General features: G+C 71.3%; 10 protein-coding genes. All 10 read right to left on the reverse strand.

Going from position 1 to position 13,859, the window contains the following annotated elements:
• Positions 1–14: 14 nt before the first annotated feature.
• Entirely contained in the window at positions 15–1,472 is a 1,458-nt protein-coding gene (locus AA75_RS13560) for an aldehyde dehydrogenase family protein (RefSeq protein WP_033820217.1), read from the reverse strand.
• A gap of 83 nt (positions 1,473–1,555) precedes the next feature.
• Positions 1,556–2,422 (reverse strand): helix-turn-helix transcriptional regulator, encoded by an 867-nt coding sequence (locus AA75_RS13565; RefSeq protein WP_033820218.1) that lies wholly within the window; start codon positions 2,420–2,422, stop codon positions 1,556–1,558.
• Positions 2,423–2,699: 277 nt separating this feature from the next.
• Positions 2,700–4,160 carry a glutamate synthase subunit beta gene (locus AA75_RS13570; protein ID WP_033820219.1) on the reverse strand — a complete coding sequence of 487 codons (1,461 nt, stop codon included), beginning with the start codon at positions 4,158–4,160 and terminating at the stop codon, positions 2,700–2,702.
• On the reverse strand, positions 4,153–8,751 hold the full coding sequence (gene gltB / locus AA75_RS13575; protein WP_033820220.1) for a glutamate synthase large subunit: 4,599 nt from the start codon (positions 8,749–8,751) through the stop codon (positions 4,153–4,155). Before gltB ends, AA75_RS13570 begins: the two co-directional genes overlap by 8 nt.
• Before the next feature lie 446 nt (positions 8,752–9,197).
• On the reverse strand, positions 9,198–9,935 hold the full coding sequence (locus AA75_RS13580; protein WP_033820221.1) for a VIT1/CCC1 transporter family protein: 738 nt from the start codon (positions 9,933–9,935) through the stop codon (positions 9,198–9,200).
• Between the two features lie 210 nt (positions 9,936–10,145).
• Positions 10,146–11,117, reverse strand: coding sequence for a prolipoprotein diacylglyceryl transferase (gene lgt / locus AA75_RS13585; protein WP_033820222.1), 972 nt, complete (start codon positions 11,115–11,117; stop codon positions 10,146–10,148).
• Positions 11,118–11,251: 134 nt separating this feature from the next.
• The gene (locus tag AA75_RS13590) at positions 11,252–12,109 is read right to left on the reverse strand and encodes a thioredoxin domain-containing protein (RefSeq protein ID WP_033820223.1); all 858 of its coding nucleotides are present in this window, start codon (positions 12,107–12,109) and stop codon (positions 11,252–11,254) included.
• Between the two features lie 66 nt (positions 12,110–12,175).
• Complete coding sequence (locus tag AA75_RS13595) at positions 12,176–12,691, reverse strand: MauE/DoxX family redox-associated membrane protein (protein WP_082526478.1); 516 nt, start codon at positions 12,689–12,691, stop codon at positions 12,176–12,178.
• 144 nt (positions 12,692–12,835) lie between these two features.
• Positions 12,836–13,093, reverse strand: a complete 258-nt coding sequence (locus AA75_RS13600) for a hypothetical protein (protein WP_149038109.1) — start codon at positions 13,091–13,093, stop codon at positions 12,836–12,838.
• Between the two features lie 151 nt (positions 13,094–13,244).
• Positions 13,245–13,619 (reverse strand): DUF4180 domain-containing protein, encoded by a 375-nt coding sequence (locus tag AA75_RS13605; protein ID WP_033820240.1) that lies wholly within the window; start codon positions 13,617–13,619, stop codon positions 13,245–13,247.
• Positions 13,620–13,859: the final 240 nt, after the last annotated feature.

The following is a 13,859-nucleotide window of genomic DNA, read 5'->3' on the forward strand; positions in this document are numbered from 1 at the left end:
TGAGCCGGTAGCGCCTAGAAGGGGAAGCGGCTGCGCTCGTGCTGGATGGAGATCCACTTGAGGGTGGTGAAGGCCTCCACGGTGGCGTCGCCGTTGAGGCGGCCGACGCCGGAGCTCTTCTCGCCGCCGAAGGGGACGATCGGCTCGTCGTGGATGGTGCCGTCGTTGATGTGGATCATGCCGGTCTCGATCCGCTGGGCGAGCTTGACGCCGCGCTCGACGCTGCCGGTGTGGACGGCGCCGCTGAGGCCGAACGGGGTGTCGTTGGCGATCCGGACGGCCTCGTCCTCGCCGTCGAAGGGGAGCACGACCACGACCGGGCCGAAGAGTTCCTGGTGCAGGATGGGCGCGTCGGCGGGGACGTCGGTGAGGACGACGGGGTCCATCAGGGTGCCGACGGTGGCGCCGCGCAGCAGGACGGTGGCGCCCTGGCCGACGGCGTGGTCGACCTGGGCGGTGACCGAGTCGGCCTGGGCGGAGTTGATCAGCGGACCGATCTGGGTGGCCGGGTCGAGCGGGTCGCCGACCTTGAGGGTGGCGATCTTGGCAACGAACTTGGCGGTGAACTCCTCGGCGACGCTGCGGTCGACCAGCACCCGGTTGGCGGCCATGCAGACCTGGCCCTGGTGGGCGAAGCGGCTGAACACGGCGGCGTCGACGGCGTAGTCGAGGTCGGCGTCGTCGAGCACGATCAGGGCGCTGTTGCCGCCGAGTTCGAGGACGGTGCGCTTGAAGTGGCCGGCGGCGACCTGGGCGACGTGGCGGCCGACCTTGTCGGAGCCGGTGAAGGCGATCACCTTGGGCACCGGGTGCTCGAGGAAGGCGTCGCCTATCTCGGCGATGTCGGTGAGCAGGACGTTGAGCAGGCCCGCGGGGAGCCCGGCCTCCTCGAAGATCTTGGCGATCAGGGTGCCGCCGGTGATCGGGGCGTCCTGGTGCGGCTTGAGGACGACGCCGTTGCCGAGGGCGAGCGCCGGGGCGACGGCCTTGAGGGAGAGGAAGAGCGGGAAGTTGAACGGGCTGATCACGCCGACCACGCCGACCGGCAGCCGGTAGAGGCGGTTCTCCTTGCCGTCCACCGGGGAGGGCAGGATCCGGCCTTCGGCGCGCAGCGAGAGCTGCATGGCCTCGCGCAGCATGTCGCGGCAGAGGGAGAGTTCGAAGCCGGCCTTGAGCCGGGTGCCGCCGAGTTCGGCGATGATCGTCTCGGTGATCTCCTGCTCGCGGTCCTCCATGATCCGCAGGGCGCGTTCGAAGACCAGCCGCCGGGTGTAGGGGTTGAGCTTCCCCCAGTCCTTCTGGACCCGTTCGGCGGCGCGGTAGGCCTGGTCGACCTCCTCGACGGTGGCGACCGTGATGGCGGCCAGCTTCTCGCCGGTGTACGGGTTGAGGTCGACGATGTCCCAGGAGCCGCTGCCGGCTCGCCACTGGCCGTCGATGTACTGCAGCGACAGTTCCTCGATGTAGGACATCCGCTCCCCTTCACTGGGCACCCGGGGATCCCGGGTCCAACTGACGAGACATCATCGTACTGATGTGTCAGTCGTCTTGGGGGTCAGTCCTCCTGGAGGATGGTGTGCAGCAGGGCCGCCGTCCGCTCCGGGGTGAGGCTCTCGGCGCGCAGCCGCTCCAGCGCCGCGGCGTACTCGGCGACCTCGGCGGGGCGGTCCAGGTAGAGGGCGCCGGTGAACTGTTCCAGGTAGACCAGGTCCGGCAGGTCCCGCTCGGGGAAGCTCAGTACGGTGAACGAGCCGCTCTCGGCGGCCAGCCCGCCGCCGCCGAGCGGCATCACCTGGAGGGTGAGGTGGGGGTGGGCGGCGAGTTCGACCAGGCGGTGCAGCTGCCGGCGCATCACCTCGGGTCCGCCGCAGGGGCGGCGCAGGGCGGCCTCGTCCACGATGATCAGCAGTTCGGCGGCGGGCCGGGTCTCCAGCAGCCGCTGGCGGCGCAGCCGCACGGCGACCCGCCGGTCGATCTCGGCGGCGGGGGTGGCCGGGTTGCCGAGCCGGATGACGGCGCGGGCGTACTCCTCGGTCTGCAGCAGGCCGGGGACGAACTGGAGTTCGTAGCTGCCGATGGTGCAGGCGGCCTCCTCGAGCCCGAGGTAGGCCTGGAACCAGCCGGGTACCGCGTCGCCGTAGGACTGCCACCAGGCGGGGGCGTTGGCCTCCTGGAGCAGTCCGAGGACGGCGGCGCGGCTGTCGTCCTCGTGGACGCCGTAGAGGGTGAGCAGGTCGGCGACGTCGCGGGCCTTGAAGCCGACCCGGCCGAGCTCCATCCGGCTGATCTTCGACTCGGAGGCGCGGATCGAGTAGCCGGCCTGTTCCCGGGTGACGCCGCTGGCCTCGCGGAGCCTGCGCAGCCGGGAGCCGAGCACCATGCGCCGTGCGGTCGTCCCGCTGCCCGCCTGCTGGCCGCTCATCCCGGACCACCTCCACCGGTCGAACCCGCGTTCTTCACCTGCGGCATCCTTTCACCTGGGAGCGCCACAGGACCAGGAATGGACGAAAAATCAACTTCTTGACCGCGAGCGGCCTGCGGGCAGCGGAACGGCGCGGGCAGCAGAACGGCGCCTGCCCCATACCTGGTCGGGGAATGGGCAGGCGCCGCATACCGGCCCGGCGGCTCTGACGGGTCACGGGTACTGCAGCCGGGCCCGAGGGGGCACCCGGCGGATCGGGTTGAGGGTAGGGGTGCCGTCAGACCGTCAGCGGACGGTCGGTCGGGCGGATCGGAGCGGGAAGCGGGGTCTTGCCACCCAGGAACCTGTCCACCGCGGCAGCGGCGGAGCGGCCCTCGGCGATGGCCCAGACGATCAGGGACTGGCCGCGGCCGGCGTCACCGCACACGTAGACACCGTTCACATTGGTCCCGAACTTCCCGTCCCGGGCAATGTTACCCCGGGCGTCGAGCTCGACGCCCAGCTGCTCGACCAGGCCATTCTTGACGTCGGTGCCGGTGAAGCCCATGGCCAGGGTGACCAGCTGGGCGGGGAGCACCCGCTCGCTGCCCGGCACCGGCTCGAACCGGCCGTCCTTGAACTCCACCTCGACCAGGTGCAGCTCCTGGACGTTGCCGTCCTCGTCGCCGGTGAAGTGGGTGGTGTTGACGGAGTAGATCCGCTCGCCGCCCTCCTCGTGCGCGGAGGTGACCTTGTAGGTCATCGGCATGGTCGGCCAGGGCTGGTGGCCGGGCCGCTCCTCGGCGGGACGCGGCATGATCTCCAGCTGGGTGACCGAGGCCGCGCCCTGGCGGTGGGCGGTGCCGACGCAGTCCGCGCCGGTGTCGCCGCCGCCGATGACGACCACGTGCTTGCCCTTGGCGCTGATCGGCGGCTCGACGAAGTCGCCCTCCTGCACCTTGTTGGCCAGCGGCAGGTACTCCATCGCCTGGTGGATGCCCTTGAACTCCCGGCCGGGCACCGGCAGATCGCGGGCGGTGGTGGCGCCGGCCGCCAGCACCACGGCGTCGAAGCGCTCGCGCAGCTGCTGGCCGGTGATGTCCTCGCCCACGTGCACGCCGGTACGGAACCGGGTGCCCTCCGCGCGCATCTGCTCGATGCGGCGGTTGATGTGGCGCTTCTCCATCTTGAACTCGGGGATGCCGTAGCGCAGCAGGCCGCCGATGCGGTCGGCGCGCTCGTACACCACCACGGTGTGCCCGGCCCGGGTGAGCTGCTGGGCGGCGGCGAGGCCGGCCGGACCGGAGCCAACCACGGCGACCGTCTTGCCGGACAGCCGCTCCGGGACCTGGGCGGCCACGCCGCCGCGGTCCCAGGCCTTGTCGATGATGGTGACCTCGACGTTCTTGATGGTCACCGCGTCCTGGTTGATCCCCAGCACGCAGGCCGACTCGCAGGGAGCCGGGCACAGGCGGCCGGTGAACTCCGGGAAGTTGTTGGTCGCGTGCAGCCGCTCGATCGCGCCGGTCCAGTCGTCCCGGTAGGCGAGGTCGTTCCACTCGGGGATGAGGTTCCCGAGCGGGCAGCCGTTGTGGCAGAACGGGATGCCGCAGTCCATGCAGCGGCCGGCCTGCTCGGTGATGATCGGCAGCAGGCTGCGCTCGACGTAGACCTCGTTCCAGTCCCGCAGGCGCACGTCCACCGGACGGCGCTCGGCCAGCTGCTTGGGCGTGGTCAGGAAGCCCTTGGGGTCAGCCATGTGCCGCCTCCATCATCTTGCGAGTGGTCTCGGACTCGGAGAGTCCGTCGCGCTCAGCGGCGTCCTTGGCGGCGAGCACTGCCTTGTAGTCGGTCGGCATGATCTTGGAGAAGCGGCTGACGCCGCTGCCCCAGTCGGCCAGGAGCTCGGCGGCGACGGTGGAGCCGGTCTCCTCGTAGTGCTGCTGCACGGTCTCGCGCAGCCACTCCCGGTCGTCGGCGGTGGGGGCCTCGATGCCCACCATGCCCTCGTTGACGTTGGCCGGGCGCAGGTCCAGGACGTAGGCGATACCGCCGGACATGCCCGCTGCCAGGTTACGTCCGGTCTCGCCCAGGACCACGACCCTGCCGCCGGTCATGTACTCCAGGCCGTGGTCGCCCACGCCCTCGACCACCAGGGTGGCCCCGGAGTTGCGGACCGCGAACCGCTCGCCGGCCTTGCCGCGCAGGTGGATCCGGCCGCTGGTGGCGCCGTAGCCGATGGTGTTGCCGGCGATCACGTGGCTCTGCGCGTCGGCGCCGATGGCCGCCGCCTCGCGGGCCGGGCGGACGATCAGCACGCCGCCGGACAGGCCCTTGCCGACGTAGTCGTTGGCGTCGCCCTCGAGGCGCAGCGTGATTCCGCGCGGCACGAAGGCGCCGAAGGACTGGCCGGCCGAGCCGGTGAAGGTGACGTCGATGGTGCCCTCGGGCAGGCCCTCGCCGCGGTACCGCTTGGTCACCTCGTGGCCGAGCATGGTGCCGACCGTGCGGTTGACGTTGCGGATCGGCAGCTGGATGCGGACGGCGTCGCCGCGCACCAGGGCGTCCTCGGCCAGCTCGATCAGCTGGTTGTCGAGCGCCTTGTCGAGCGCGTGGTCCTGCACGGTGGTGTTGTGCAGGGCCGCGCCCTCGGGGAGCTCGGGCACGTGGAACAGCGGCGCCAGGTCGAGGCCGGCGGCCTTCCAGTGGGTGATCGCGTCGGCGGCGTCGATGTGCTCGGCGTGGCCGACCGCCTCCTCGATCGAGCGGAAGCCCAGCTCGGCGAGGATCTCGCGGACCTCCTCCGCGATGAACTCGAAGAAGTTCACCACGAACTCGGGCTTGCCGGAGAAGCGCTCGCGCAGCACCGGGTTCTGGGTGGCGACGCCGACCGGGCAGGTGTCCAGGTGGCAGACGCGCATCATGATGCAGCCGGAGACCACCAGCGGGGCGGTCGCGAAGCCGAACTCCTCGGCGCCGAGCAGCGCGGCGATCACCACGTCCCGGCCGGTCTTCAGCTGGCCGTCGGTCTGCACCACGATCCGGTCGCGCAGCCCGTTCAGCAGCAGGGTCTGCTGGGTCTCGGCGAGGCCGAGCTCCCAGGGGCCGCCCGCGTGCTTGAGCGAGGTGAGCGGGGAGGCGCCGGTGCCGCCGTCGTGGCCGGAGACCAGCACCACGTCCGCGTGCGCCTTGGAGACGCCCGCCGCGACGGTGCCGACGCCGACCTCGGAGACCAGCTTCACGTGGATGCGGGCCGCCGGGTTGGCGTTCTTCAGGTCGTGGATCAGCTGGGCGAGATCCTCGATGGAGTAGATGTCGTGGTGCGGCGGCGGGGAGATCAGACCGACGCCCGGGGTCGAGTGCCGGGTCCTGGCGACCCACGGGTAGACCTTGTGGCCGGGCAGCTGGCCGCCCTCGCCGGGCTTGGCGCCCTGCGCCATCTTGATCTGGATGTCGTCCGCGTTGACCAGGTACTCGGAGGTGACGCCGAACCGGCCGGAGGCGACCTGCTTGATCGCCGAGCGGCGCTCCGGGTCGTATAGGCGCTCCGGGTCCTCGCCGCCCTCACCGGTGTTGGACTTGCCGCCGAGCCGGTTCATCGCGATGGCCAGCGTCTCGTGCGCCTCCATCGAGATGGAGCCGTAGGACATCGCGCCGGTGGAGAACCGCTTGACGATCTCGGAGACCGCCTCGACCTCGTCGATCGCGATCGGCGCCCGGCCCTTGCCGTCCAGCTTGAACAGGCCGCGCAGCGTCATCAGCCGCTCGGACTGCTCGTTCACCCGCTCGGTGTACTGCTTGAAGATGTCGTAGCGGCGCGAGCGGGTGGAGTGCTGCAGCCGGAAGACGGTGTCCGGGTCGAACAGGTGCGGCTCGCCCTCGCGGCGCCACTGGTACTCGCCGCCGATCTCCAGCGCGCGGTGCGCGGCCGGGATGCCGGAGGCCGGGTACGCCTTGGCGTGCCGGGCGGCGACCTCCTTGGCGAGCTCGTCCAGGCCGATGCCGCCGAGCTTGGTGGTGGTGCCGGAGAAGTAGCCGTCGACCAGCTCCTGGGACAGGCCGATCGCCTCGAAGACCTGAGCGCCGCGGTAGGAGGCCACGGTGGAGATGCCCATCTTGGACATCACCTTCAGCACGCCCTTGCCGAGCGCCTTGATCAGGTTCTTGATGGCCTTGGCCGGCTCGACGCCCTCGATGAAGACGCCCTGCGCGACCAGGTCCTCGACCGACTCCATCGCCAGGTACGGGTTGACCGCGCCGGCGCCGTAGCCGACCAGCAGCGCCACGTGGTGCACCTCGCGGACGTCACCGGCCTCGACGATCAGCGACACCTGGGTGCGCTGCTTGGTGCGGATCAGGTGGTGGTGGACCGCGGAGGTGAGCAGCAGCGAGGGGATCGGCGCGTGCTCGGCGTCCGAATGGCGGTCGGAGAGGACCACGATGCGGGCGCCGTCGGCGATCGCCGCGTCGGCCTCGGCCGCGATCTCCAGCAGGCGGGCGGCCAGGCCGGCGCCGCCGCTGGAGACCTTGTACAGGCCCGACAGCGTGACGGCCTTGAGGCCGGGCTGGTCGCCGTCCACGTTGATGTGGATCAGCTTGGCCAGCTCGTCGTTGTCGATCACCGGGAAGGTGATGCCGACCGAGCGGCAGTGCGAGGGCTTGGCGTCCAGCAGGTTGCCCTCGGGGCCGAGGTTGCTCAGCAGCGAGGTGACGAGCTCCTCGCGGATGGCGTCCAGCGGCGGGTTGGTGACCTGCGCGAACAGCTGAACGAAGTAGTCGAAGAGCAGCCGCGGCTTCTCGGAGAGCGCCGCGATCGGCGAGTCGGTGCCCATCGAGCCGAGCGCCTCGCCACCGGTGCGCGCCATCGGCGCGAGGATGACCCGCAGCTCCTCCTCGGTGTACCCGAAGGTCTGCTGACGGCGGGTGACCGAGGCGTGGGTGTGGTGGATGTGCTCCCGCTCGGGGAGCTTGGCCAGCTGGATCTGCCCGCCGGCCACCCACTCCTCGTACGGGTGCTCGGCGGCGAGCCCGGCCTTGAGCTCCTCGTCCTCGACGATGCGGTGCTCGGCGGTGTCGATCAGGAACATCTTGCCGGGCTGCAGCCGGCCCTTCTTGACGATCGTCTCCTGGTCCAGGTCGAGCACGCCGACCTCGGAGGAGAGCACCACCAGGCCGTCCTCGGTGACCCAGTACCGGGCCGGGCGCAGGCCGTTGCGGTCCAGCACGGCACCGATCCGGGTGCCGTCGGTGAAGGTGACGCAGGCCGGTCCGTCCCAGGGCTCCATCAGGTTGGAGTGGTACTGGTAGAACGCGCGGCGGGCCGGTTCCATGGTGGCGTGGTTCTCCCACGCCTCCGGGATCATCATCAGCACCGCGTGCGGCAGCGACCGGCCGCCGAGGTGGAGCAGCTCCAGGACCTCGTCGAAGGAGGCCGAGTCGGAGTGGTCCGGGGTGCAGATCGGGAAGATCCGGCTGAGGTCGCCGTCGATCAGGTCGGTGGCGAGCTGGGACTCCCGGGCGGTCATCCAGTTCCGGTTGCCCTTGACCGTGTTGATCTCGCCGTTGTGCGCGACGAAGCGGTACGGGTGGGCCAGCGGCCAGCTCGGGAAGGTGTTGGTGGAGAAGCGCGAGTGCACCAGACCGAGCGCGGAGGCGTAGAGCCGGTCCGACAGGTCGGGGAAGAAGGGCTCCAGCTGGCCGGTGGTCAGCATGCCCTTGTAGACGATGGTCCGGGCGGAGAGCGAGGGGAAGTACACCCCGGCCTCGCGCTCGGCGCGCTTGCGGACCACGAAGGCGACCCGGTCCAGCTCGATGCCGGACTTCTCGCCGTGGCTGACGAACAGCTGCCGGAAGCGCGGCATCACCGAGCGGGCGGTGGCTCCGAGCAGGTCGGGGGTGACGGGGACGTCGCGCCAGCCGAGCACGGTGGCGCCCTCGGCGGCGGCGATCTCCTCGATCTGCGCGACGGCGAGGTCGGCGGCGACCTCCTCCTGCGGGAGGAAGGCGATGCCGACGGCGTAGGAGCCGGCGGCCGGCAGCTCGAAGCCGACCTTGGAGCGCAGGAAGGCGTCCGGGATCTGGGTCAGGATTCCGGCGCCGTCGCCGGAGTCCGGCTCGGAGCCGGTCGCACCGCGGTGCTCCAGGTTGCGCAGCACGGTCAGCGCCTGCTCGACGACGGTGTGGTCGGCGATGCCGGTCAGCGTGGCGACGAAGCCGACGCCGCAGGCGTCACGCTCGTTGCGAGGGTCGTACAGGCCCTGAGCTACAGGTCGCGCATCCGGAACGAGCGCGTAGGGCCGGGCGGCGGCCTGCTGGGGCTCGTTGGCGGAGTGCGTGGATGCAGACAGCATCGGCTCTCCCGTCGTCGTCATTGGCAAGAAGCTGAGCAATAGGGACGACGTTGGCCCTGATGCGATTTCGTGCAGGTTACATGATGCCGGATATCCCGAGAAGTGGAATATTGCGTCCACATCGCGGACATAATCCGCAGGTCAGGCGCCGTTTCCGGGGGGCGGCCCGGGGCTGGGGAGTCAGGCTCCGGTGCGCGCGTTGCCACCAGTGTGCCCGGCGCGCCCCGGAGCGAAACAGGGCCGAAATGCGCCGGCCACACGGCCGCTCCACGCCCGCCTGCGAATCCATCCCGACAGGTGGTCGGCGGGATGGGATTCCTCGGGCGGCTACGCCTGCGGCCGAGACTAGGCCAGGCGAAAGCCGGTACCCATGTGCGGAACATCACGCATCATCCGGCATACCCATGCAACCTCATGTGTCATCGCACAGCCGCGGACGGACGGCATCACCCCAGGTGGCCGCCGATCAGGTGGCCCAGCAGGAAGGTCACCCCGGCGGCGGCACCGCCCAGGACCAGCTGGCGCAGTCCGCTGAACCACCAGCTGCGGGCGGTCACCCGGGCGACCACCGCGCCGCACAGGAACAGCCCGACCGCCGCGACGGCCAGGGCCGGCCACAGCGCAACGGCGCCCAGCAGGTACGGCAGCAGCGGCAGCAGCGCGCCCACCGCGAAGCAGGCGAACGAGGAGGCGGCGGCCACCACCGGCGACGGCAGGTCCTCCGGGTCGATGCCGAGCTCCTCGCGGGCGTGCACGGCGAGGGTCCGCTCAGGGTCCACCGACAGCTGCCGCGCGACCTCGAGGGCCAGCTCCGGCTCCACCCCCTTGGCCACGTACAGCTGGGCGAGTTCGGCCAGCTCGCCCTTGGGGTTGCGGCGCAGCTCCAGGCGCTCGGCCTCGATCTCGGCCTCGACCAGCTCCCGCTGGGAGGCGACCGAGGTGTACTCCCCCGCCGCCATCGAGCAGGCGCCGGCCGCGAGCCCGGCCAGCCCGGTGATGATCACGGCGCTGCGGCCCACGTCACCGCCGACCACCCCGGTCATCAGGGCCAGGTTGGAGACCAGCCCGTCCATCGCGCCGAACACGGCGGGTCGCAGCCAGCCGCCGTTGACGTCGCGGTGGTGACCCTCCTGGGGTATCCGCGGGTGTCCCTCGACGGCGGGTTCGGTGACGGTCACGCTCATGCTGTCCTCGGCCTTCTGGCGAGCTTCCCTCCCCCGGCAACCGCAGCCGGGTACGCCGAAACGCCGTGAGCCGGGCTGCCCGCAGGGCTCTCGTGACTCGACGTTAGCCATCTGACCTGCAAGTTTCCAGCAAAGTAAGGCTGTCCGAACACGCCTTCGGCCGCCTGCGCCACGGTGGGTGCAGACGGCCGGGAGGGGTGGAACGGCTGGTCAGGAGGGGTGGTCGGAGCTCTTCCCGGGCTTGTGCGCGGCGTCCGCGGGGGTGTCCCCGGGCGTTCCGGCGGGCCCGTCGGAGTCCTCGGACCCGGCGGGCGCCGGCTCGGGGGCCGCCCCGGCGCTCTCGGCCTCGGCCCGGGCGGCCGGGTCGATGGAGTCCGGTGCCTCGCGGCCCGGGCGCTTATTGCCGACGATCACCAAGTAGGCGACGGCCCCGGCGAAGACCAGGATCGAGGTCCAGTCGTTCAGCCGCAGGCCCATGATGTGGTGGGCCTCGTCGATCCGCAGGTACTCGATCCAGAAGCGGCCCACCGTGTAGGCGGCGACGTACAGCGCGAAGGCCCGGCCGTGGCCGAGGGTGAACCGGCGGTCGGCCCAGATCACCAGCAGGGCGACGCCCACGCACCACAGCGACTCGTAGAGGAAGGTCGGGTGGTAGGTGCCGGTGACGACGGTGCCGTCCGGCAGCGTCTTGTCGATCTCCAGGCCCCACGGCAGCGTGGTCGGCTTGCCGTACAGCTCCTGGTTGAACCAGTTGCCCCAGCGGCCGCAGGCCTGGGCCAGCGCGATGCCGGGGGCGATGGCGTCGGCGTACGCGGGCAGCGGCACGCCCCGGCGGCGGCAGCCGATCCAGGCGCCGACCGCGCCGAGCGCGATGGCGCCCCAGATCCCGAGGCCGCCCTCCCAGATCTTGAAGGCGTTCCACGGGTTCTTGCCGTCGCCGAAGTACAGCTGGTTGTCGGTGATCACGTGGTAGAGCCGGCCGCCGACCAGGCCGAACGGCACCGCCCAGACCGCGATGTCGCCGACGGTGTGCTTGCCGCCACCGCGGGCGACCCAGCGCTTGCTGCCGAGCCACACGGCCACGACGACACCGATGATGATGCAGAACGCGTAGGCGCGCAGCGGGACCGGTCCCAGGTACAGGACGCCCCGCGACGGGCTCGGAATGTAAGCGATATCCATGACAGGGTCGACGCTACCGTGTCGCACCCGCCACTCCGGCACCGCTGCCGGTCACAGCTTGGCCAAACAGCGGGCCGCCGCACCCGGGGCACCGGGTGCGGCGGCGGACGGCGCGGCGGCGGACGGCCCGGCGGTCAGGGCGAGGGCGGGGTGTTGCTCTCGGCCGCGGTGCTGGTCGGTGCGGGGCTCTGGCCGCCCGAGCCGGTGGTGCCGAGCGTCTTGCCCTGGTTGGCCTGGTCGACCCACTTCACCAGGTTCTCCGGGCTGATCTGCTCGTCACCCTTCTTCGGGTAGACCGGGGCGCCGTTGAGCAGGACGGTCGGGGTGGACTTGTAGCTGGACTTGTCGAAGTCCTGCTGCACCGCGGACACCCAGCCGCCGTACTTGTTGTCGTTGACGCAGGCCTCGAAGGTGGGCGTGTCCAGGCCGGGGACCTGCTTGGAGAGCTCGATCAGGGTGGCCTTGTCGCCGAAGGCGTCGCTGGTCTCGTCCGGCTGATTGCGGTACAGCACGTCGTGGTAGTCCCGGAAGTGACCGGCGTCCTGGGCGCAGGCCAGCGCGTTGGCGCCGTACTTGGAGCCGCTGCCGCCGAGCGAGCGGTCGATGAAGGACACCACGTGGTAGTTGACGTACAGCTTGCCCTGGTCCTCGAGCTGGTCGATGGTGGGCGAGAACTGGCGCTCGAAGGAGCCGCAGGCCGGGCAGCGCGGGTCCTCGTACACGGTGAGCACCGAAGGCGCGTCGGCCGGGCCGGCCGGGATCACCAGGCTCTTGTCGCCGATCGCGCCGGCGGGGGCGGCGACCGGGGTCTCCGGCTTGGAGCGCTGGTTCTGCACCACCACGCCGATCACCACGGCGACGGCGATCACGGCCAGGACCGCACCGCCCACCACCAGTTTCTTCTTGCGCCTGTCGCGCGCCTCCTCGGCGGCGCGCGCCTCGATCATCCGGTCGCGGGCGTTCCGCTTGCCTTCGCGGTTCTTCTCACTCATGGGTGCTGTGTCCATGTTCCAAAGGGGGGATCGATCGGTCACCGGGGGTGGGGGCGGGCGCGGGGCCTAGGCGGCGAGCCAGGCGTCGGCCGAGAGCTTCGTCCGCGGCCGGTAGATCAGCCACGCGGCCAGCAGCAGGAAGCCGGAGTCCCGCAGGATCTCCTGGAGGTACTCGGTCTTCGAGGCGTCCACCGTGCCGCCGCCGCCGAAGCAGCCGCAGTCGATGGAGATGCCGCGCGCCCAGGCGGAGGCGATCCCGCTGATGAAGGCGAGCAGCAGCAGGGCGGAGATCACGGCGACGATCCGGGTGCCGAGACCGATCAGCAGCAGCAGCGCGAGGGCCAGCTCCAGGAAGGGCAGGCCGTAGCCGATCGGCTTGACCAGCGATTCGGGGAGGATCTCGTAGGCCCGGACGGCCTGGGCCGCCTCGGCCGGGTCGGAGATCTTCGCCAGCCCGGCCCAGCCCCAGACCACGGCGAGGGCGAGCCGGACCACCAGGCCGAACCACTCGGCCGCCGGGCCGTCCACCGCCCGACGCAGGCGCCCGGCCGCGCTCGGCCCGGCGATCTGCTGACTGGCCATCACGGGCCCCCTCCTACGATCGCACCCGCCACCCGGCGGGCACGGCGTCCTGCCTGATGAACCGTAGGGGAAAAGGGGGAGTTCCTCCAGTTTCACGAATTAAGCCGAATGAGGGAGGTTAGGCGGTCATATGTCCGATTTGGCTTAAGGCTTTCGGGTGGCGCAGCGGCTCTGCCGGGTGAGTTCCTCCAGCGGCCGCCGACCGCCCGGGAGGGAGCGGTCGGCCCGCACCTCGGCGGCCAGCCGGGCCGCCTCCCCGCACAGGTACGCGTCCTGTCTGGCCCGCTCCTCGCCGCTGCGGGCGAGCGCGTGTCCCACCGCCGCGTCCACCCCCACGCAGGCGCTCAGCGCCAGGGCGGCGGCAGCGGCGCGGAGCAGCACGGAGCGCTGGAGACAGGGCACGGGCGGTCCTTCCGCGGGGACTGGATCGTTCGGGCACTGCACGAACCGTGGAGGCCGGCAGGCACCGTGGACACGTCCCTCCGCTCAACGCCGGTCAACCCCGGCCGATGCGTGTCGGCTCCGCTGTTCACCCGTTCGGCTTGCCGGGGCGTCAGCGGGCCGGCGGCGCGAGCCGGTCGGCGAGCCCCGCGGCGTCCGCGAGGAACCAGACCTGGCGGCCCCCGTTGCACTCGCGGACGAAGTCGGCCAGCGCGGTGCCGGTGGCGGTGTGCCGCGAGACGTCCCCGAGCACGGCGAACCCCAGACGGTAGGTGGCGAACTTCTGGACGATCCGGCCGGCCAGCCCGGTGCGCAGCCGGAAGAAGTCGTCGGGCAGCCGCCCGGCCGGGACGGCCACCCAGTGGGCGCCCAGCCCGAACGCTTCACCGATCAGGTCGAGGGCGTCCTGCTCACCCGCCAGCGGCGGTCCGTCGGGCGCGCACAGCAGGACGGGCGTGCCGTGCAGCTCTTGCAGGGTCTCGGGCATCGGGTCGGTCCTCTTCTCGGTCGGGGCCGGGCACACCGGTCCGGGCGGTCAGGGCGGTCCTTGGTGGCCCTTGGCGGTCCTTGGCAGTCCTTGGCGGTCCGTCAGTCCGGCTGGTCCGTCAGCAGGGCGACCAGGCGCAGGAGTTCGGCGGTGTCCGCCACCCCTCCGATCACGATGATCTTCGCCTCGGCGCGTTCCGCATCGTGGACGGTCTCGACCCGCACCGGCTCGCCGCCCGCC

It is taken from the genome of Kitasatospora sp. MBT63, assembly GCF_000710465.2.
Taxonomy (GTDB): domain Bacteria; phylum Actinomycetota; class Actinomycetes; order Streptomycetales; family Streptomycetaceae; genus Kitasatospora.

Coding starts and splice junctions, on each gene's coding strand:
- AA75_RS13560 (WP_033820217.1), bottom strand. CDS start 1,472: ATGTCCTACATCGAGGAACTGTCGCTGCAGTACATCGACGGCCAGTGG.
- AA75_RS13565 (WP_033820218.1), bottom strand. CDS start 2,422: ATGAGCGGCCAGCAGGCGGGCAGCGGGACGACCGCACGGCGCATGGTG.
- AA75_RS13570 (WP_033820219.1), bottom strand. CDS start 4,160: ATGGCTGACCCCAAGGGCTTCCTGACCACGCCCAAGCAGCTGGCCGAG.
- gltB (WP_033820220.1), bottom strand. CDS start 8,751: ATGCTGTCTGCATCCACGCACTCCGCCAACGAGCCCCAGCAGGCCGCC.
- AA75_RS13580 (WP_033820221.1), bottom strand. CDS start 9,935: ATGAGCGTGACCGTCACCGAACCCGCCGTCGAGGGACACCCGCGGATA.
- lgt (WP_033820222.1), bottom strand. CDS start 11,117: ATGGATATCGCTTACATTCCGAGCCCGTCGCGGGGCGTCCTGTACCTG.
- AA75_RS13590 (WP_033820223.1), bottom strand. CDS start 12,109: ATGAGTGAGAAGAACCGCGAAGGCAAGCGGAACGCCCGCGACCGGATG.
- AA75_RS13595 (WP_082526478.1), bottom strand. CDS start 12,691: ATGGCCAGTCAGCAGATCGCCGGGCCGAGCGCGGCCGGGCGCCTGCGT.
- AA75_RS13605 (WP_033820240.1), bottom strand. CDS start 13,619: ATGCCCGAGACCCTGCAAGAGCTGCACGGCACGCCCGTCCTGCTGTGC.